General features: G+C 55.3%; 18 protein-coding genes and 1 pseudogene. 8 read left to right on the top strand and 11 right to left on the bottom strand.

From position 1 onward, the window contains the following. The first annotated feature begins 84 nt into the window (after positions 1–84). The 4 genes from F568_RS0106115 to F568_RS0106100 all read left to right on the top strand — a co-directional run bounded on the left by F568_RS0106115 (position 85) and on the right by F568_RS0106100 (position 4,037). The gene (locus F568_RS0106115) at positions 85–1,290 is read left to right on the top strand and encodes a CaiB/BaiF CoA transferase family protein (RefSeq protein WP_019017831.1); all 1,206 of its coding nucleotides are present in this window, start codon (positions 85–87) and stop codon (positions 1,288–1,290) included. A 15-nt stretch (positions 1,291–1,305) separates the two neighbouring features. Next, positions 1,306–2,223 (top strand): hydroxymethylglutaryl-CoA lyase, encoded by a 918-nt coding sequence (locus F568_RS0106110; protein ID WP_019017830.1) that lies wholly within the window; start codon positions 1,306–1,308, stop codon positions 2,221–2,223. Between the two features lie 87 nt (positions 2,224–2,310). Then, positions 2,311–2,607, top strand: a complete 297-nt coding sequence (locus tag F568_RS0106105) for a hypothetical protein (protein WP_169338650.1) — start codon at positions 2,311–2,313, stop codon at positions 2,605–2,607. A gap of 305 nt (positions 2,608–2,912) precedes the next feature. Then, positions 2,913–4,037 (top strand): PQQ-dependent sugar dehydrogenase, encoded by a 1,125-nt coding sequence (locus F568_RS0106100; RefSeq protein WP_211213424.1) that lies wholly within the window; start codon positions 2,913–2,915, stop codon positions 4,035–4,037. Positions 4,038–4,047: 10 nt separating this feature from the next. Here the strand turns inward: F568_RS0106100 and F568_RS0106095 are convergent, their stop codons facing one another. The 4 genes and pseudogenes from F568_RS0106095 to F568_RS0106085 all read right to left on the bottom strand — a co-directional run bounded on the left by F568_RS0106095 (position 4,048) and on the right by F568_RS0106085 (position 6,642). After that, positions 4,048–4,683 (bottom strand): L,D-transpeptidase family protein, encoded by a 636-nt coding sequence (locus tag F568_RS0106095; RefSeq protein WP_019017826.1) that lies wholly within the window; start codon positions 4,681–4,683, stop codon positions 4,048–4,050. Between the two features lie 508 nt (positions 4,684–5,191). Beyond that, positions 5,192–5,470, bottom strand: coding sequence for a helix-turn-helix domain-containing protein (locus F568_RS26310; protein WP_083932982.1), 279 nt, complete (start codon positions 5,468–5,470; stop codon positions 5,192–5,194). 92 nt (positions 5,471–5,562) lie between these two features. After that, positions 5,563–6,022, bottom strand: a pseudogene (locus tag F568_RS22295) (RES family NAD+ phosphorylase). Between the two features lie 218 nt (positions 6,023–6,240). Next, positions 6,241–6,642 (bottom strand): MbcA/ParS/Xre antitoxin family protein, encoded by a 402-nt coding sequence (locus F568_RS0106085; protein WP_026300359.1) that lies wholly within the window; start codon positions 6,640–6,642, stop codon positions 6,241–6,243. 309 nt (positions 6,643–6,951) lie between these two features. Between F568_RS0106085 and F568_RS22290 the strand changes: the two genes are divergently transcribed. The 3 genes from F568_RS22290 to F568_RS0106070 all read left to right on the top strand — a co-directional run bounded on the left by F568_RS22290 (position 6,952) and on the right by F568_RS0106070 (position 8,182). After that, positions 6,952–7,341, top strand: coding sequence for a hypothetical protein (locus F568_RS22290; RefSeq protein ID WP_211213423.1), 390 nt, complete (start codon positions 6,952–6,954; stop codon positions 7,339–7,341). Between the two features lie 197 nt (positions 7,342–7,538). Further along, positions 7,539–7,772, top strand: a complete 234-nt coding sequence (gene vapB / locus F568_RS0106075; protein WP_019017824.1) for a type II toxin-antitoxin system VapB family antitoxin — start codon at positions 7,539–7,541, stop codon at positions 7,770–7,772. Beyond that, positions 7,769–8,182 (top strand): type II toxin-antitoxin system VapC family toxin, encoded by a 414-nt coding sequence (locus tag F568_RS0106070; protein WP_019017823.1) that lies wholly within the window; start codon positions 7,769–7,771, stop codon positions 8,180–8,182. The genes vapB and F568_RS0106070 overlap by 4 nt, the downstream gene beginning before the upstream one ends. 816 nt (positions 8,183–8,998) lie before the next feature. Here the strand turns inward: F568_RS0106070 and F568_RS26305 are convergent. Beyond that, the gene (locus F568_RS26305) at positions 8,999–9,157 is read right to left on the bottom strand and encodes a hypothetical protein (protein ID WP_019017820.1); all 159 of its coding nucleotides are present in this window, start codon (positions 9,155–9,157) and stop codon (positions 8,999–9,001) included. A gap of 151 nt (positions 9,158–9,308) precedes the next feature. Here F568_RS26305 and F568_RS24260 point away from each other — a divergent pair, with 151 nt between their 5' ends. Beyond that, positions 9,309–10,301, top strand: a complete 993-nt coding sequence (locus F568_RS24260; protein ID WP_083932981.1) for an NAD(P)-dependent oxidoreductase — start codon at positions 9,309–9,311, stop codon at positions 10,299–10,301. A gap of 473 nt (positions 10,302–10,774) precedes the next feature. On the opposite strand, the gene F568_RS0106050 is transcribed toward F568_RS24260, so the two are convergent. The 6 genes from F568_RS0106050 to F568_RS0106020 all read right to left on the bottom strand — a co-directional run bounded on the left by F568_RS0106050 (position 10,775) and on the right by F568_RS0106020 (position 18,332). Then, on the bottom strand, positions 10,775–11,779 hold the full coding sequence (locus F568_RS0106050; RefSeq protein WP_040475931.1) for an aldo/keto reductase: 1,005 nt from the start codon (positions 11,777–11,779) through the stop codon (positions 10,775–10,777). Between the two features lie 399 nt (positions 11,780–12,178). Beyond that, complete coding sequence (locus F568_RS0106040) at positions 12,179–13,612, bottom strand: NAD-dependent succinate-semialdehyde dehydrogenase (protein ID WP_019017818.1); 1,434 nt, start codon at positions 13,610–13,612, stop codon at positions 12,179–12,181. A gap of 213 nt (positions 13,613–13,825) precedes the next feature. After that, positions 13,826–14,143, bottom strand: a complete 318-nt coding sequence (locus tag F568_RS0106035; RefSeq protein WP_019017817.1) for an NIPSNAP family protein — start codon at positions 14,141–14,143, stop codon at positions 13,826–13,828. Positions 14,144–14,181: 38 nt separating this feature from the next. Next, a complete protein-coding gene (locus tag F568_RS0106030; RefSeq protein WP_019017816.1) occupies positions 14,182–15,882 on the bottom strand; it encodes a thiamine pyrophosphate-binding protein in 1,701 nt (566 codons plus the stop codon). A gap of 185 nt (positions 15,883–16,067) precedes the next feature. Then, entirely contained in the window at positions 16,068–16,784 is a 717-nt protein-coding gene (locus F568_RS0106025) for a FadR/GntR family transcriptional regulator (protein ID WP_019017815.1), read from the bottom strand. Between the two features lie 15 nt (positions 16,785–16,799). Next, entirely contained in the window at positions 16,800–18,332 is a 1,533-nt protein-coding gene (locus tag F568_RS0106020) for a tripartite tricarboxylate transporter permease (protein ID WP_019017814.1), read from the bottom strand. Positions 18,333–18,334: the final 2 nt, after the last annotated feature.

The raw sequence follows: 18,334 nt of genomic DNA, 5'->3' as shown, positions 1-18,334 counted from the left end.
CGAATGCTGTGTTGATTAACGCCTAATTGTACCTGTCGGTGGGCTCACGCATCCTGCGTATATATTGCTTAGGAGCAACGCCCTATGAGCCTATCTGATTCCCGGAACTTACCTCTGGACAACCTCAAGGTGCTGGAACTCGGCCAGTTAATCGCAGGTCCTTTCGCAACCAAGCTGCTCGGTGAGTTCGGCGCAGATGTAATCAAGGTTGAACCGCCGGGGGCAGGGGACCCGCTTCGCAAATGGCGAATGATTGAGGAAGGGACCTCACTGTGGTGGCACGTGCAGACCCGAAACAAGCGTTCCGTCGCGCTTGATCTGCGCTCTTCCGAAGGTCAGGAACTCGTGCGCCGGCTGGTTCAGGAAGCCGACGTACTGGTCGAGAACTTCCGCCCGGGGACGCTGGAAGGCTGGGGGCTGGGCTGGGACGTGCTTTCCGAGCTAAATCCGCGCCTGATCATGGTGCGCATTTCGGGCTATGGTCAGACTGGCCCGTACCGCGACAAGCCCGGTTTCGGTGTGATCGGAGAAGCCATGGGCGGACTGCGCTACCTGACCGGACAACCGGGGCAGCCTTCGGTGCGTGTGGGGGTCAGTATCGGCGACTCGCTGTCTGCCTTGTATGCCGTGATTGGCACGCTGTTGGCACTTCAGGAACGTCACCGCAGCGGCCAGGGGCAAGTCATTGATGTGGCGCTATACGAGTCGGTGTTCGCCATGATGGAAAGCCTGATTCCGGAATACGATGCCAGCGGCCAGATTCGTGAGCCCAGCGGAAGTTCCCTGCCGGGCATCACGCCCTCCAATGCCTATCTCTGCCGGGATGACGACTACGTGCTGATTGCCGGTAATGGCGACAGCATCTTCAAGCGCTTGATGGAAGTGATTGGTCGCCAGGACCTGGCCACGGATGCCCGCTTTGCACACAACGATGGACGTAGCCAGCATACGGAGTTGATCGATGGTGCCATTGCAGACTGGACCCGCCAGCATTCACGCGAAGAGATCCTCGCGCGGCTGGATGAAGCTCGGGTACCGGCAGGGTACCCATATACCGCTGCTGATATCGTCAATGACCCGCACTACCTGGCGCGGGAAATGATTCAGACTATTACCACACCTGGCGGACGTTCGCTCAAGGTCCCCGGCGTGTTACCCAAACTCAGCGCCACTCCCGGGCGGCTTGGCCAGGGTGGGCCTGACCTGGGGCAACATACCGAGCAGGTGCTTGATGAGTTGGGCATCGATGAGGAAACGCGGCAAAAGCTGCGCAAGGGCGGAATTATCTAAGCGGGAGCACTGAGCATGTCACGTATCTACATCAATGAAGTGGCGCCGCGCGATGGCCTGCAGATCGAAGCGGCATTCGTACCAACGCCAGACAAGATCGCCCTGATCGACCGTCTCTCGGCGACCGGCTTGGCCAAGATCGAGGCGACATCGTTCACTTCCCCCAAGGCGATCCCCAACCTGCGCGATGCGGCGGAGGTCATGCGAGGCATCCAGCGCCAGCCGGGTGTGATCTATACGGCGTTAGTGCCCAACCTCAAGGGGTGTCAGCGCGCGCTGGAGTGTGGCGTAGAGGAAATCAACCTGGTGATGTCGGCGAGCGACTCCCACAGTCTGGCGAACCTGCGCATGACACCCGATCAGTCTCTGGCGCAGTTTGCCGAGATAGTGGCCTATGCCCAAGGCTCCGGTGTGTTCATCAATGCCTCACTCTCCACCACGTTCGGCTGCCCATTCGAAGGGCACGTCGATGAGCAGCGTGTGGTTTCGCTGATCGAGCGGCTCCTGGAGACGGGCGTGCAGGGGATTACGCTCTGCGATACCACTGGCGTGGCCAATCCTGCCCAGGTCAAGCGGCTGTGCCTGAACGTCGTCGCCCGTTGGCCTGGAGTGCCATTCACGCTGCACTTTCACGACACCCGCGGGATGGGGCTGGCCAATGCATTGGCCGCCTGGGAGGCGGGGATCATGCATTTCGACGCGTCCCTTGGCGGGCTCGGCGGATGCCCTTACGCGCCGGGCGCCACGGGAAATGTGTGCAGCGAGGACTTGGTGCATATGTTCGAGCAGATGGGTGTCGATACCGGTGTCGATCTGGATGCATTGATGACGGTTTCGGAAACGCTGCCCGAGCTGGTCGGACACGAGACACCGGGGCATGTGGTCAAGGCCGGCAAGGCTGACCGGCGCTACCCGATGCCGGCTCGAGTTTAGAAGACGGGGCTGACGCGGATTCGCTCTTTGCGGTTCCCCGGTTCGCTGGCTAAGGTGCAGGAAATCGATCCGCAAGGAGCACTGATCGTGAAGTACACCTTCAACTACCAGATCATTCGCCGCGGTGAAGCGCGCCCGATGAAAGGCGAAACGGTCGAACTGCGCGAGGATGAGAAGACCGGTCAGCATCTGATTCCTAACGTTGGCGACTACGTACAGGTGCAGCAGCACTTCGGTGACACCAAGCCGTTGACCGGACGCGTCAAGACCCGCTTGTTCGAGTATTCCAACGCCATTTACCCGGACAGGAATACCTGCCACATAAACATCGTCCTCGAGGAGCCGGAAGCGGGCGTATGGGAGCGGTTGAGCAGTAGCGAATGAGTTCAGGGGGGCGCGTATGTTTCCTATTGGAGGGGCCGGCCCTTGGCTCGCTACTCAAGCTTTCGATTCTCATTATTCTGGCGAATGTCCTGCAGTCGCCCTAGCCGCGGCGCTTCTTCGTGCCAGAAGATGAGGCGGTGATATCGACCGGCGATAGGAAACAACGGCGTCTGGTGCAGAGCAATCCCTTGACGGAGCGCGTCACGGAGGAAGTGCTGATCGAAGAGCGTTCGACTTGATCGGCTCGCTTGCCAACCTCGAATAGGCATTTACCTTGAAGGGTACGACCCAAGCGAGATAATCCCATGATGCGCACTGTGAAAGTATCGACAGGTGTGGCGACAGCCATGCTTATCTCTCCGTTGCTGCTGGCACAGCCGGACAGTTCCATTCAGACAGAGGCCGGGGCCGTTCAGGTAGAGGTATTGTCTGAGGGGCTCGTACACCCTTGGGGCATGGCGTTTCTACCGGATGGTCGAGCACTTGTGACCGAGCGAGAAGGACGGCTTCGGATTCTTGGCACCGACAATTCGCTAACGGCGCCGATCGAGGGCGTTCCCGATGTGTTCAGCCAGGGGCAGGGCGGCCTACTCGATGTGGCGCTTGATCCGGATTTCCAGAACAACCGTAGGATCTATTTATCATTCGCCGAGCCCGGCAAGGGTGGCGCCTCCACTGCGCTGGGGCGTGGACGCCTGGAAAACGACAGGATCGAGGGTTTCGAGGTCATTTTTCGCCAGCAGCCCAAGGTATCCGGCGGGTACCACTTTGGTGGGCGCATTGTCTTCACGCCCCAGGGCACGCTGTTTCTGACCTTGGGAGAACGCTTCAAGTTCGACCCCGCCCAGGACCCATCCAACCATCTTGGTGCCATCGTTCATTTGAATCGCGATGGCTCGGTGCCCGACAACAATCCATTCGCCGACCGGGAGGACGCGGAAGACGCCATCTGGTCGTACGGCCACCGCAATATCGAAAGTGCCGCCATCCACCCAGAGACGGGCGAGTTATGGATTGCCGAGATGGGGCCGCTGGGGGGCGATGAGCTCAACCTGCCAGAGGCCGGCCGCAACTATGGCTGGCCGGTGGTCAGTTGGGGCAAGAATTACGACGGCAGCGATATTCCCGACCCGCCGACACACCCCGACTTTGCCGATGCGATCAAGCACTGGACGCCGGTCATATCCCCTTCAGGCATGACCTTTTACGATGGAGATGCGTTCGAGGCCTGGCAGGGTAGCGCCCTGATCGGCGGACTCTCGGCCGAGGCCATCATACGCTTGAGTAACGATGGCCGGTCGGTCACCGGTGAGGAGCAAATTCCCATGGGGGCGCGCGTTCGGGATATCGAACAGGGCCCCGAGGGAAACGTTTACGTACTGACCGATCAGCAGAATGGCAAGGTAATCCGGCTGTCCCCACTGGAGTGAGGTCTAGGTTCTAGTGAATCACCACACGGGTGCCCACGTTAACCCAACGGTCCAGCGCCTCGATTTCTGCATTGGTGATTGCGATGCAGCCTTCGGTCCAATCCATCTGACTGTGCAGACGTGCTGATCGTGCGCCCAGTCCATGGATGCCGATGGAGCCGCCAAGCGCCGTATCAGCAGGCGGCAACCCGTGCTGGCGTAGGTAAGTGCGGTAATAGGTGTAGTCTTGGGTCGTCATGAGGCCATCCCGCCAGGCCTCCCGCGCGATATCCGGCGTTGGGTAATCGATACCGAAGAACAGCTTGAAATCGCTTTGCCGATTGACCCGGGCGACATGAAACTCCCCTATCGGCGTTTGGCCACTTCCTTCGAAGCGGATGCGTTGGGCCCCCGCATTGCCGATGGCGAGGTAGGGAATCAGCAAGACTCGGGTATCACCGCGGTACACGGCCATCTTGCGCTCGTTCAGGTTGACGTTAACCCAGACTTCGTTGGGCATGACATCCGGCAGGGCCGTGGCGTCCAGCTCCGACCATAGCGTAACGGAGTCTTTCGCTGTGGCGGGCAGCGTTTCCAGGGTGGCATGGGCCGTTGAGGCGCCAAAGGCCATGAGGGCGGCGACAGCCAGGGCGCGCATATACTTCATGGCGATCTATCACTCCGAGTACGTGTTCCGATGCTGCGATTATGGGCGATTTGCCAATGGGGCGATATTTCGTTCAGCGCGCACTTTCGGTGGCTAATTGGCGCTTCGCTGGCACGCGCTGGGGATCGCGGAGCAAATGGTACGCATTATGCGCGTGCTGTACAGCCTGACTGCTCGCTTCCTGAACAGGCTGTGTCAAAGAACGCCTGGATCGGGCAAAGGGCACACGAAATTTTGTTGTTTCCTGAGCGCACCTTGACCGGCCTGGTGGCAGTCCTTGCGCATGGGCGCCGGCCGGTGCTGTCACGGGCGAGCGCGAAGCGACAACGACGCTGCTAATTAGGATCCAGTGAGAAATGGCTCAGTGCTGCGAAGTCAGCCGACGTTGAATGCCATCCTGATCGGCAAGCTGCTCTGATCTAGCCCAGTTTTTGGCCGCGTGTGCCTTTAAAGCTCGGAGCTGAAACAGCCCGGGCGCTAGTGCCGAGCCCAACCTTTGTCATGCAAGTCAGTCCCCGGAACACGAAACGCTCATAGCTGAGATCGGGCACGTTGCGCCAGTAGTTGTGCTGGTGATGCCGGACCTCGGCAATCGCCGTGTCGATCGTAAGAGCACGCCATACGTTCCAAGCATGCAAAGCCGCTCATAGTTCGGGCGCTTGGCGCCAGACTCCCACTGCACGATAGCGGGGCGAGACACCCCCACCTCGATGCCCAATCTCTCTTGGGCGATTCCCACCGCCTTGCGAGCATCACGAATACGCTTGCCCAGAGGAATATTCAGCATTGCTCGTATACACCTTCCGAATTGAAAATGACACGTCAGCGAGTCCGGCCGTTGCAATCCATGCTTGCAGCCTGACAGGTTATGGGCTTACGTCACTCGATAAGGGTCAGCTCGAGGACATGGCGGATTTTGCGCCCGTCCCACTCGTACCCAAGGTGACGCCCCTGCCACGTGACAGACATCACGGGCGGCCGCAGTACTGCGGCACACTCGCCGCCAGCGTGACGCACGCTGGGGTAGACAATGCCGTCGCTGTGGCTCTCCCAGGCCCGGCGCCCGAAGGCCTGGCTGGCGCTCCAGTCGTCTGGGGCCAATAGGGGCGCCGGCGCCGGGAGGATCCCCTCGTAGATCGTGAAGTTCGCCGGCGAGGTTGGCGAGATAGACACGCTGTTGCACCTGCATCGGGGGCTCATCCGATTCACGTAGGAACCGCTCCGTGTGATACCGCGTCTCGGCGATCGCCGTCGCCTCGCTCAGTGCCGTGTAGTAGGCCCCGAATGTGCCATCCGTGAACCGTGTGCCGATACCACTGAAATGACAAAACGCGGCCATGACTGGAGTCCACCCGGGGCCATAGCGTCGGTCTTCCTCTCGTACGAGGTGAATTTCTCCGGCTTCTTCCCGTAAACGTGCTGAGGTCGATCCCTCAAGTTCATGGAGCAAATCCCAGTCATCAGGTGACGCCACACGCTCGAACAGGTCGATCAGCGGAAATCGTGAAGGCACTATCCGATAGCAGGGGCGCCAGTTGACGGCGGTCACTGGAAACCTCACGCGTGGCCGCCCCCTCGTGCCGCATCAAGATGCTGGCGCACGACATAGAGATCCGAGACCTGCCCGCTGCGCAGACGCTCGATGGGAGGGTGGCCAGCGAATAGCGGGTTCTTGTTGGGGCGACGCAACCAGCTATCTGCGGCGTCACTACGCGGCAGCAGCTGTTGTAGCGCCTTATAGATCCCCATGATCAGCGACATGCGCTCAAGATGGTTCACATCGAACCGCGCAGAGTTGGGGTCTTTGCGCCAGCGTCGATAGGTGGAGTCCGCCACTCCAAGCAGCAGGGCGGCGTCCTGTTCCGGGAGCCCCCAGTCCTGAATGATCCTGGGGTATGTCCGCATGGCTGCGGCGCCCATATCCCGACGCTTGTCGGCGCTCATTTGTGCGAGAGCCATAACTACCCCCTAACTACTCACCAAATGGCGGTATTTGGGCAATATCGCTCATATGGGAGACCGTGTCACGGCGAGGGGATCGCTTTCGTCCAGCAGATGCCTCGCCTCGGGCTCATCACCAACTTTCCGAGAACGGGGCGTGGATGCTGGTGGTAGGTTGGTGGGGAGGCCTCGCGGTAACTCTCTCAGGATCGCTCGCGATACCCCATCAATCCTGACAGAGAGATTCCCATGGCCAACCCCAGCCGCCAGGCCACGTCGCTCCGGCCGGGGTAATTCCGCCATCTGATTCGCGTTACCGAGCTGGCGTTGCTCCGTGTGGATGATGTTCTCTACCCGAGCGGGGCGATCCGCGATGAGCTCTATCTGCGGGCCGAAACCACCAAAGGCTGTCGGTCACGCAATATCCACCTGACTCATCCGAAGTGCATCGCAGCGATACATGCCTGGCTCGATGTACGGCGTCGTCGTGAGTGGGGTATCTCCAACGCCGGCACACGCCGAAGCTTCCTGCCTCACTCCAAACTGATGCTGACCCACAAGGGCCGGGCGTTCGAGATGGCAGTGAAGCGGCGAGAGCTCGATTCGGGGACAAAGGAGTACCGGGCCTGTGACGCCCTCCAGCAGACAGTGAGCCGCTTATACAGGCAGGCCGGTATCAAGCTGAGGTCGAGAGCCACAGTGGGCGCCGCACACTAGCGGCAAGGGTGCTGGCTGCCACCGGCAGGCTGTCTTGGGCCATTCCGAGCTGGACCACACCAAGCCGCACCTCTCCGTCGATCAAGAGCCAATACGGAGAGCGTTTGAACTTGCATTATGAAACGCTTACATATGCCTTGCATATGGAAAGCACGGCTGCTATTTTGACATATGCAAGGCATATGTGAGAGGTGCTAATGATGCGTACCGTATCAATTTTTAAAAACGGCAAGAATCAGGCTGTCCGTCTGCCCGCTGACATGGCCTATGAAGGCATTGGTGAGCTGGAAATTACGCGGGAGGGGGACGTGATCACTCTTCGCCCAGTTCGGCCCTCCTGGTTATCTCTGCATGACCTGCCGAAGGCTGACGAAGACTTCCTACAAGAGCGCCCCACAGTCATTGGCGATGAAGGTAGGTTCCATCTGTGACCACCTACATGCTCGATACTTGTATTTGCTCTTTCATTATGCGAGAGCACCCAGCCTCGGTTATTCAACGTCTGGCCGACGAGGTTGAGCTGGGCAACCGGATAGGCGTATCTGCCGTCACCTATGCAGAGATGCGTTACGGGCAGATCGGGAAGAAGGCATCAGCAAAGCATAAGATGCTGGTGGATGAATTTGTGAAGCGGCTAGATGCTGTCCTGCCATGGGATCAGAGGGCAGTGGATGCGACAGTGAAAGTTATGTGGGAACTAAGCAATGCAGGCACCCCCATTGGACCGAACGATACAGCGATAGCAGGTCACGCGATTTCGTCTGCCTGCACGCTGGTAACTAACAATGTGCGTGAGTTTGGCCGTGTTCCGAGCCTGGTTTACGAAGACTGGTGTCATTGAGGAAAAGGCAAAGGGATTTTTACGAGCCATTTCTGCCGTCACTGCAATCACTGGCGTACATATACTCATCGATGGCCCTCAAGCATTTGCGGGGGCCGAGGTGGTATCGCTGGCGTGCCTAACTATTGCTTTTGGCGCATGGGTCATTGCTAACCATTACGCCTAAAAGATTGCGGAAAAGCTATGACACAACCACCAACTAACCTGCATCAAATCGATGACGCCGCCGAGGCCCGCCAAGCGCGAGCGAACCAGGCGAGAAAATCCAGGCGTTAGTGCGTCACTATCGTCACGGGATGAAAACCCCGGCTGTGCGTAAGGCGTTTGGCACTGCTTTACTCGCCGGGGGTGTGGTATGGGGCGGAACCTATCTAGCTGGGCAACCCTTCGGAATAATCCTCGGTATGTGCGCGTTCTTCATGGCCTATCGGTTGATCCTAATACAGTCAAGGTGGTCGCCGACGACCTTCGCAAGATCGGACTTGGCGCAATGTCGGCCGGCCTGGTTGCGATTTTCAATCCGACTGGAGCCTTCACCTTGACCGGTGCTGCGTTCCTGTTCGGGCTGGGGTTCGCTATTTGGGTCGCAGCGATTGCGCTACACTGGCAGGCAGAAAGGGTTCAATCCAAGGAGTAATACCATGAGTTTCGCATTCTACCTAACAGTGGGGACATGCGCTTTGTTGGTATTGTCAGTGGCTGGCTTCATTTCCATTCAGGCGCTTCGCATGATGGTACAAGAAGACGAGCAAGTAACACCCCAGTAACTCAGTGGTGATAAAAAACGCCCGGGATATTTCCCGGGCGTTTTTTATCTTAATAGCTGAAATCGAGCTGCTTCTCTACCCGAACCAGCCAACCCTCGACTGTTTCATCCCCGAAGTCGTTTTTCCATTGCTTCAAAGTTTTGTGGTTACAGTCCTGGAAGCAGCTGAGGATGATGCTATTACAGCGGAGCTGGTGGCGATACGTCATTTGGGCTAACTAAATTTGCACTCGTGCCTATTGAAAACATTGGATATACTGTTTTCGGTTTTTTAAATAGACGCTACGATCGGGGGGGCGGGTGCGTAGGGTTTTTGGTTAAGGTGTTTTATTCTTTATATGCTAACGTTAGGTGACATACATGCGCATACTTCTAACGCACACGCCTCATGCTCGGCTTTGGTATGGTGAGGATGCTATTCATGAGCTAAGAAAATTAGGCGAGGTGGTTATAAGAGAAACAGATGATGAATGGAGCCAAGTACAGCTGATAGAAGCTGTTAGTGATGTCGATGTGGTTGTGTCAGATCGCTCAACCCCTGCACCAGCGCAGCTTTTTAATAATTGCAGTCGTCTTCTAGCATTTGTTAGATGTGCTATGGATACCAAGAATATAGATATTCAAGCTGCCTCTGATAATGGGATTTTAGTAACCCGAGCCGGCCCTGGATTTGTACCTGCTGTATCAGAGTGGATTGTCGGCCAGATGATCAACCTTTATCGTGATATCCCTCGCTATGCTATAGATTATCGCCAAGGCATTTCGCCTCAACCTTCTATGGGTAGGCAGCTATCCGGAAAGACTGTCGGAATTGTAGGTTTTGGTAACATAGGCAGGTATCTTTGCCCCATATTGCAAGCCTTAAATGTTACAGTGGTGATATATGACCCGTTTGTAGATGTCTCTGATACATCTGTAATCACTGCTGGTTTTGATGAGTTGTTAAAATGCTCTGACATCGTTGTATGCCTTGCTGCTTATAATGATAAAACAGAAAAAATGTTCAACAATAATGCGTTTTTGCTGATGAAAGAGAATGCATGCTTCATTAATGCTTCTCGCGGCGGGCTAGTTGATGAGGAGGCTTTAATAAATGCACTCGACTCAGGACATATTTCAAGTGCAGCTTTAGATGTGGGGAATGATCATGATAACTTGCCGACCAAGAGCGTAGCTGCAAGAAATAATGTTTTTGCCACACCGCATATTGGCGGCATGGTTCCTGAAGCTATAGCTTTTCAAGCGTTTCAAACTGTTAGGCAGGTCCGTGACATAAAGAATGGCTTGATTCCTGAAGGTGCAATTAATGCTGAGGCAAAATTACGCTTAAAGAGAGTGAGGCCTGCGAGTTAACCTTGCGCTATTTTTTACATTGGCCGAGGCAATGCGCTCTTCTTAGGATCAGGGATATCTAATCAAGGCCGAGAAGCCAGCCTTGCTCTTTATAGCATAGCCCGTTCCGCCATCGACAATATCTGGCTATGTTTGCTTGAACACCGAATATTTTATGATGAGCGTAACTGTTACGGGTCAGCGCCGGCGTGTAGCCACGCCTCGTGATATTTGGCGCTGTGCTCAATGCCGGTGGGGCGGGGTAGGGCATCATAAATATTGCCAGCGCTATGGCCGGTCGTCTGGCTAGCGGGCCCCCCAAGGTATCCCTGATCTCCTTGATAGGAGCGCGGGTCTTCGGCATGGTCGAATGCAGCCTGGTTATGCCTTGGCCTGATCGTTCGGGGTTTTACCACTGCCATAAGGTGCCTGCGGGCCCAGCATCGCCGGTGAATAGCGAGCCACACTAAGAATTGCCTCACCTCAAGGGAGAGTCACGAAGCAAATTCCTCGGAGTCGATGTCTGCCTGTTGGGCCTCGCTATACCGGCCTCCGGCCACTTGGTCTGGGGTCATCATTGTGTTCAGTCGAGTCACGGTCTCCAAATCCAGATGAAGGGAATCCGCCGCCAGGTTCTCCCGCATATGCTCGATGTCACGAGAGCCAGGGATGGGAATGACATCATCTCCCTGAGCTTTTAGCCAGGCGAGGGCGAGTTGGCCGGGCGTAACGTCCAATTCGTTCGCTATGGCTAGAAAATCTTCCAGCAGGCTCAGGTTCCTGGGGTAGTTCTCTTCGTTAAAGCGCGGCATTCCTCGACGCATGTCGCCCTCATCGAGGCTCGCGGCATCGCGGATGGTTCCCGTCAGAAAGCCTCTCCCCAACGGGCTGAAAGCCACTAGTGCCGTGCCCAACTCTCGGCACGCCTGGATCAGGGCTATTTCAGGGTTACGCGTCCATAAGGAATATTCGGACTGTACCGCCGCGATGGCATGTTCAGCCTGGGCTCGGCGCAGCGTCGTCGCTGAAACCTTGGAAAGCCCGACCCCCCGTATTTTGCCTTCCTCCACTAAGCGCCCCAGCGCACCGACACTCTCCTCGATGGGGACCTGGCGATCCAGGCGGTGCAGGTAATAGATATCCAGATGGTCGGTCCGAAGGCGTAGAAGGCTCGCCTCGCACTGAAGCCGTATTGTCTCGGGGCGCCCATCAATAACTTTCTTACCGAGGTCAGGATCGATGTACATACCACACTTACTGGCGAGCAGAACCTGGTCTCGCTTGTTCCTTAGCGCCTTGCCCAGCAAGGTCTCGTTGGCCGTAGCCCCGTAGAGAGTGGCTGTATCGAAGTGGCGATAGCCCATGTCGAAGGCTGCATCCAACGCCCGAAGTGCTTGGGACTCAGGCACTGGGCTTCCGTAACCGTGGGAGAAGTTCATGCAGCCTAAGCCGATAGTAGGTGAGCCAACTTCCTTGAGACGTAGAAAGACAGGTGACATTGGGGTTCCTCTGGAATGGCAAGACAATGGCTGGCATGGCCGCTTACGGGATAATGCCGAGCTAACCCTTATACGAACAATCAAATGGGGTGGCATCATGAGATCCATCGTGGCCAGCATAGCATGGCGAAAGGGCACACCCAGCCAGCGACGGCTATTGCGGGTTCGCGCTCCCTACTATGAGGCGAGACTTGTTTACGCGATGAACCCCTCCGCTGTAGCCAAGCAATGCTGGGCGGCCTTAACGCAGATTGGTGAAACGGCGCAAAGGCCCCGCTTCGGTTACTTGCTACTGCATGTGCTGTCGCTTCAGAAGGGCCTGCTGAAACTCCCAAAAAACATACGGGCTAAATGCCCGCTCGTCCCCCCTTGTGGGATAGTCGCGCGCAGGCATTCTGTTCAAGCTCCGGCTTGCGAGATGAAGCGTGTATCGAGATACGCGTCTATCGCCTCGCTGCCGCCTTCGGTGCCGTAGCCCGAGTCTTTTACGCCACCAAATGGCGTTTCAGGCAGACCGAAGCCAATGTGATTGATGGTCAACATACCGCTTTCGATATCACGTCCCAGTGCCATAGCAGTTGCATTGGAGCGCGTATAGGCGTACGCGGCAAGACCATAGGGCAATCGATTAGCTTCTGAAACAGCCTGTTCATACGTCGAGAAGGGTACCAGCAGGGCCAGCGGACCAAAGGGTTCCTCGCTCATCGCACGGGCATCCATTGGCACCTCGGAAAGGACGGTGGGCGCGAAGAAAAAGCCCTTGCCCCCTAGGCGCTTGCCGCCAAGGCGGACATTGGCGCCTTTTTCTATTGCGTCATTCACGAAGAGCTCTAGCGATTCAAGCCCTCGTTGATGAGCTATCGGCCCCATCGTCGTACCTTCATGGAGGCCATTGCCCACTTTGATTTCGCTAGCAGCGGCAACGAACTTATCAATAAAACTCTCGTAGATGCTCTCTTGGATGAGTAAGCGAGTCGGCGCGATGCATACTTGGCCGGCGTTGCGGAATTTAGCGCCAGCAAGCTGCTTAACGGCAGCATCAAGATCCGCATCTTCGAAGATGAGTACCGGCGCGTGGCCGCCAAGCTCCATCGTTGCCTTTTTCATATGCTGGCCCGCTAATGCCGCAAGATGCTTGCCAACTGCGGTTGACCCAGTAAACGAGATTTTGCGGATAGCAGGATGCGAAATCAGATACTCCGAGATTTCAGCCGGTACGCCGTAGACCAGGTTGACCACGCCTGCCGGCACGCCAGCATCAACATAGGCACGGATCAGCTCGGCGGGAGCCGCGGGAGTATCCTCCGGCGCCTTGACGATTATGGAGCATCCCGCAGCCAGCGCAGCAGATAGCTTACGAACTACCTGGTTAATCGGAAAATTCCAAGGTGTAAAAGCAGCAACTGGACCCACGGGCACTTTTACTGCCAATTGCTGCACGTTTGTCTGCCGCGAAGGAATTATTTGCCCATAGGTGCGTCGCGCTTCCTCGGCGAACCAGTCAATGGTATCGGCTGCCGCCAACGTCTCAATACGCGCTTGTGCCAACGGCTTACCCTGCTCGATGGTCATGATTTTAGAAATCTGATCAGCACGCTCGCGTAACAGCTCCGCGGCTCGGCGCATCACCTTGCTACGCTCAAAGGGAGGGGTTGCCTTCCAAGCGCTAAAGCCATGCTCCGCGGCGTTGATCGCCAAGTCGAGGTCAGCCTGCTCGGCGTGGGCAATATGGCCGATAGTTTCCTCTGTCGCCGGGTTAATTACTGGAATCGTCTTGCCGGCGATCGCATTACACCACTCGCCATTAATAAAAAGCTGAACATCAGGGTACATGGTTACCTCTTATATGTTTGTAGTTGAGCGCCAGCTAGCGTTACCAGACTTACTCTTGGAAGCTAGCTTGATTAACAAGGGGGTTGAGGTAAAAGCATTACAGCGTGACGTACAGTTGTGGGGCCTAGGCGCTTCGCATTCGAAGCGCCTAGAGCCAACCTTGTTCACGAGTAGCCCACTATGTTCTACCCAGGCTGCTTGGCCTGGTTAATGTCAAAGCGGAGAAAAGCTTGTCGATCGCAGCAACTTATTGGTTTGGTGCTGGACATTGCCAGCTTCTGCGCTTTTACGGCGATAAGCAATCCAGTCAGGATCGCTCTCCATCGCTTGGCGTCGACGCTCCCGATCCGCAGCGCTTTCATACCCCCACATATGCACCACCTGGTTCAGGGTTCCTGTCTCAGTTACGAAATAGCCCAGCGGCTCTCCCAAGTGCTTTTTCTGTATTGGCAGGCCCTCACGCTCATAAAGGTCCAGAAAGGTATTGAGGCGGCCAGGAAACATGGTGTAGGTGCGAAGATCGACGATCATGGCTTTTCCTTATTTTAGTTGCGGCTGAAAACAGTCAATTAACCTAACGCTTTACGGCGCCTATGCGCAGCATGGCGCAGAGCGTCAATGGTTGTGCGGGTTGAGATTAGCTCAGGGTCTGTTTTGATTTCGAGCAGAGCGGGGCGGTTAGCGGCGATGGCGCGCTCTAGTGCCGGTTTGAAATCCTGAGTTTGATTAATGGTTTCTGCATATAAGCCAAGCGATATTGCCATACTGACAAAATTAGGATTTACAAGGTCGGTGCCTACCACGCGCTCGGGATGTTCGCGTTCTTGGTGCATACGGATGGTGCCGTAAGAACCGTTGTTGAAGAGCAGAATAATCGGTTTGCCGCCATGTTGTACGGCGGTGGCAATTTCCTGCCCGCTCATCATGAAGCCGCCATCGCCAACAAAAGAGAGAACGACCTTTTCGGGGAAGCGTAGCGAAGCAGCAACGGCCGCGGGTACGGAATAGCCCATCGCACCGCAGGTCGAGCCGATCTGCCTGCCGGGGCGCCCATAGCGCAAGAATCGCTGTCCCCAACCAGTATGGTTGCCGGCATCTAGGGTGACGATGACGTCTTCCGGCAGAATTTCCTGAACGTTGATTAGCGCTTGAGCCATATCAAGTTCGCCTGCATAGGCAGGTGCTTTGGTGTCGTCAAGGTAGTCCTGACGTGCTGCATTTAGCCACTCCTGCCAGCGGTGTGTATCCACCCATCGGCAATCGGCTACAGCGCGAGCAAAGCTCTCAGGAGCAATCGCAAGCCCGAGTTCAGGGCTGTAAACACGGCCTATTTCATTAGCATCGGCATGGATATGGATCAGGCGTTGTTGCGGCGCAGGCGAACATAGAGTCGTATAAGTCTTGGTAGTCATTTCCCCGAGGCGAGCCCCTACAACCAAAAGCACGTCTGCTTCCTTAATACGCCTGACGAGTTGTGGCGGGCCGGCAGTGCCAAAATCGCCGACATAAACCTTTGAGTGGTTGTCAACGATATCCTGCCGACGAAACGAGCAAGCTACTGGCACACCGTTCGCTTCAGCGAAACGGGTAATGTCCCTGCACGCTTCGTCACTCCATCCGCTCCCCCCCACGAGCATTAACGGACGCTGAGCAGTTGTCAAAAGAGACCGAACATCTTCAATGGCAGCCAGGGAAGCATCCGGAGCAGTCGATGTATAGGGGGGAGCATCCGTAACCTCCACGATGTCGGTCAGCATATCTTCAGGAAGGGCTAGAACAACAGGTCCGGGGCGGCCCGACGTGGCAATACGAAAAGCGCGGGCCATATATTCTGGCACCCGCGTAGCATCATTGATCTGAGCGACCCATTTTGCTATGCCGCCGAACATTTGGCGGTAATCAATTTCCTGAAAAGCCTCGCGATCCATCGAGGGACGGTCAACCTGACCGATCAGCAAGATCATGGGAGTTGAATCTTGGTAGGCGATGTGAACCCCAATGGACGCATGGCACGCTCCAGGGCCCCGGGTCACCAGACAGATGCCTGGTTTACCGGTTAGCTTGCCATAGGCTTCAGCCATGTTAGCTGCCCCGGCCTCATGGCGGGCGTTATAAAGCGTAAAACGGTCGCGTACGTTATACAGTGCGTCCAGTACTTCAAGGTAGCTTTCGCCTGGTACACAATATGCGCAGTCCGCGCCATGAATGAGCAGCTGGTCGACTAGAGCTTGCCCACCGCTGCGGGAGCGGAAGCTATTGGCCTGAAGCATGCGAGTTCTCCTGATATTTATGATCTTTTATACAACTGGAAATCTTGGCTCTTTGAGCTAATTCATTCGCATTGCGCCCAAGCTCATGGCCTGGATGGCAAGGCCATAGCCGAAAAAGCCTCAGTCAGACGCTAATAAAAAGCCAACTAATATATATAAAAAATACTTGTAAGTCCCAGCGTGGTTCATGCATCACTTAAGTTATCAGTGACCCGCTGACGGACACGGCTGATATGATAACGCATGGCTAACCGGGCCCCCTCTGGATCTCCTTGCTTGATAGCATCATAGATAACACGATGTTCGTTCAATACTTTCTGTATTCTTTCTTGGCTGGCACTTCTTGTAATGCTTAAAGCCATGGTCATAGCTTTTTCGACGCTAATGTGTATGGACTGGAGAATTTCAGGAAACATGTCATTGCCCGTGGATTGGGCAATAACCATATGAAACTGGAAGTCTGATACCGTAGCGATGCGTCCTTGTAGAACATCCTCTTCCATCTTGGTTAAGGCCTGATAGAGCTGTATCAGCTGTTTTTCACTACGCCGCATGGCCGCTAAAGAACTAGCCTCACACTCCAAAGCGATACGTACCTCATAGCTTTTAAGGAGGACGGAAATATCGGCAGCATCTGCATACTGCGTAAGCCCTGCTGGCGGGGTGTGCTGAATATACGTACCCGACCCTTGGCGAGAAACGACGATCCCATCTGCCTGGAGGCGCATTAGCGCCTCCCTTACCACAGGCCGCGAAACAGAATACATTTCACAAATTTTATTTTCTGAAGGCAGTTTCTCGCCTTTTTTATAATTACCGTCAATGATAGCTTGCGCTAGCATGCCATAAAGTTGGTCTGCAAGCTTTTCCCGCTTCGGTGAGGCCTCCAAGAAAGATTTCATAATCACTCAACTTTTTCAACTGGATTTAATAGGAGTCGCAGGATTTTCTAAAGGCTTCCTGATGGCGAGGAAGTAAACAAAAAATAGCGTCAGCATGATAAAGAATAGGCTGTCGAGGCTCGTTATAAAAGTTAGCGGGTTGCCATTCGAGAGCGCCAGGGAACGTCTCAAAAAGTCTTCTAGATTAGGCCCGAGAATGAAGCCTAGCAATAGCGTAATAACAGGGAAGCCGTTTTTTCTAAGAAAATAGGCCAAGATACCCAATACCATCGCTAAATACATCTGGAAGACTGAATAGGTTGCTACGTAGCTGCCAACAACAGCGAGAAGGGCGATAGAGCCGTAAAGAACATCTTTACGTATAGAGACAATCTTAATGAAATATGGCCCCAACAAGAACAAGGTGAGGGGAATGAGGATCACAGCACTAAAGAGCAGAGAGGCAAGCATGGGAGCAACCAATCCTGCTTGATCGGCCAGTAATTGGGGGCCTGGCTGGATGCCGTTAATAACTAGCACGCCCAGCACGATAGCGGTGATCGGATCGCCAGGGATTCCAAATGTCAGCATGGGAACCAACGCGCCACCACAAACCGCATTATTGGCGCTTTCTGCTGCAGCGATGCCTTTAGGATTACCTTTGCCGAAGCTTTCTGGGTTTTTTGAGGTTCGTACAGCCTCGACATAGGCGAGAAAGCTGCCCATTGATCCGCCGGCGCCAGGCAGCGTGCCCACAAGGTAACCTATAACTGAAGATTTTAGGTAGCACCATAACCCAATTTCACGAACAGAAGACAGAGGTGGGATAAAATCCCGCCGTTTAATGGGCTGTGCCTTGAGAATTTCTTTAGACATTCTCCGATGCTCGGCTATTGAGCCAGCCTGTATCAATAGTTCGCTGATGGCAAAAGTACCAATGATAACTGGCATAAGGTCGATGCCAGCCGTAAGCGCAGGGACCCCAAAGGTTAAACGGGCGATGGGAACCATGGAATCCAAACCAATGGTAGCCAACATAAGCCCAAGGCAGGCGGCAATAGCTGCCTTGACGATTTTTCCACGTTGCGCAGCTACCACTACGATCAACGCAAAAGCAATCAAGGAGAACTTTCCGGGTGTCTGGACCAACAACGATGCCTTTGCAATGAAGGGAGCAAGGATGATTAGCAGGATGGCGCCCAAGCCGCCACCCAGCATCGAGCCAAGCGAGGCATGACCAAGAGCCAAGGCCCCTTGTCCGCGTTGCTGCATTGGATAGCCTTCGAGTGCTGTCATCATGGAAGAAGGGGCACCCGGTATGTTAATTGTCGTCGCGGTAATGCTCCCACCACACATCCCTGCCATATAGATACTGGCACATGCCATGAGGGCCGTAGTGACATTCAAGCTGTAAGTCAGTGGAAGCAGCAACGCCAAGGCCAGTGTGGCTGTGAGGCCTGGAATAGCAGCAAATATGGTCCCTATCAGAAACCCTAAGACTACATAAGTGAGTGTAACCGGGTTGAGTAACAGCTCAAAGCTACTAATAACAAGTAATATGAAGTCCATGG

This window comes from Modicisalibacter luteus DSM 23508, assembly GCF_000378505.1.
GTDB classification, from domain to species: domain Bacteria; phylum Pseudomonadota; class Gammaproteobacteria; order Pseudomonadales; family Halomonadaceae; genus Modicisalibacter; species Modicisalibacter luteus.
Note: the sequence above shows the minus strand (reverse complement) of the source record. Positions and strands in the feature narration are given on the sequence as shown.

What these genes read in the sequence shown, in the direction of transcription:
- F568_RS0106025 (WP_019017815.1), bottom strand. Translation starts at nt 16,784, where the DNA reads ATGAAATCTTTCTTGGAGGCCTCACCGAAGCGGGAAAAGCTTGCAGAC.
- F568_RS0106100 (WP_211213424.1), top strand. Translation starts at nt 2,913, where the DNA reads ATGATGCGCACTGTGAAAGTATCGACAGGTGTGGCGACAGCCATGCTT.
- F568_RS0106110 (WP_019017830.1), top strand. Translation starts at nt 1,306, where the DNA reads ATGTCACGTATCTACATCAATGAAGTGGCGCCGCGCGATGGCCTGCAG.
- F568_RS0106030 (WP_019017816.1), bottom strand. Translation starts at nt 15,882, where the DNA reads ATGCTTCAGGCCAATAGCTTCCGCTCCCGCAGCGGTGGGCAAGCTCTA.
- vapB (WP_019017824.1), top strand. Translation starts at nt 7,539, where the DNA reads ATGATGCGTACCGTATCAATTTTTAAAAACGGCAAGAATCAGGCTGTC.
- F568_RS0106040 (WP_019017818.1), bottom strand. Translation starts at nt 13,612, where the DNA reads ATGTACCCTGATGTTCAGCTTTTTATTAATGGCGAGTGGTGTAATGCG.
- F568_RS0106085 (WP_026300359.1), bottom strand. Translation starts at nt 6,642, where the DNA reads ATGGCTCTCGCACAAATGAGCGCCGACAAGCGTCGGGATATGGGCGCC.
- F568_RS0106020 (WP_019017814.1), bottom strand. Translation starts at nt 18,332, where the DNA reads ATGGACTTCATATTACTTGTTATTAGTAGCTTTGAGCTGTTACTCAAC.
- F568_RS0106115 (WP_019017831.1), top strand. Translation starts at nt 85, where the DNA reads ATGAGCCTATCTGATTCCCGGAACTTACCTCTGGACAACCTCAAGGTG.
- F568_RS0106095 (WP_019017826.1), bottom strand. Translation starts at nt 4,683, where the DNA reads ATGAAGTATATGCGCGCCCTGGCTGTCGCCGCCCTCATGGCCTTTGGC.
- F568_RS0106035 (WP_019017817.1), bottom strand. Translation starts at nt 14,143, where the DNA reads ATGATCGTCGATCTTCGCACCTACACCATGTTTCCTGGCCGCCTCAAT.
- F568_RS26305 (WP_019017820.1), bottom strand. Translation starts at nt 9,157, where the DNA reads ATGACGTATCGCCACCAGCTCCGCTGTAATAGCATCATCCTCAGCTGC.
- F568_RS0106050 (WP_040475931.1), bottom strand. Translation starts at nt 11,779, where the DNA reads ATGTCACCTGTCTTTCTACGTCTCAAGGAAGTTGGCTCACCTACTATC.
- F568_RS24260 (WP_083932981.1), top strand. Translation starts at nt 9,309, where the DNA reads ATGCGCATACTTCTAACGCACACGCCTCATGCTCGGCTTTGGTATGGT.
- F568_RS26310 (WP_083932982.1), bottom strand. Translation starts at nt 5,470, where the DNA reads ATGCTGAATATTCCTCTGGGCAAGCGTATTCGTGATGCTCGCAAGGCG.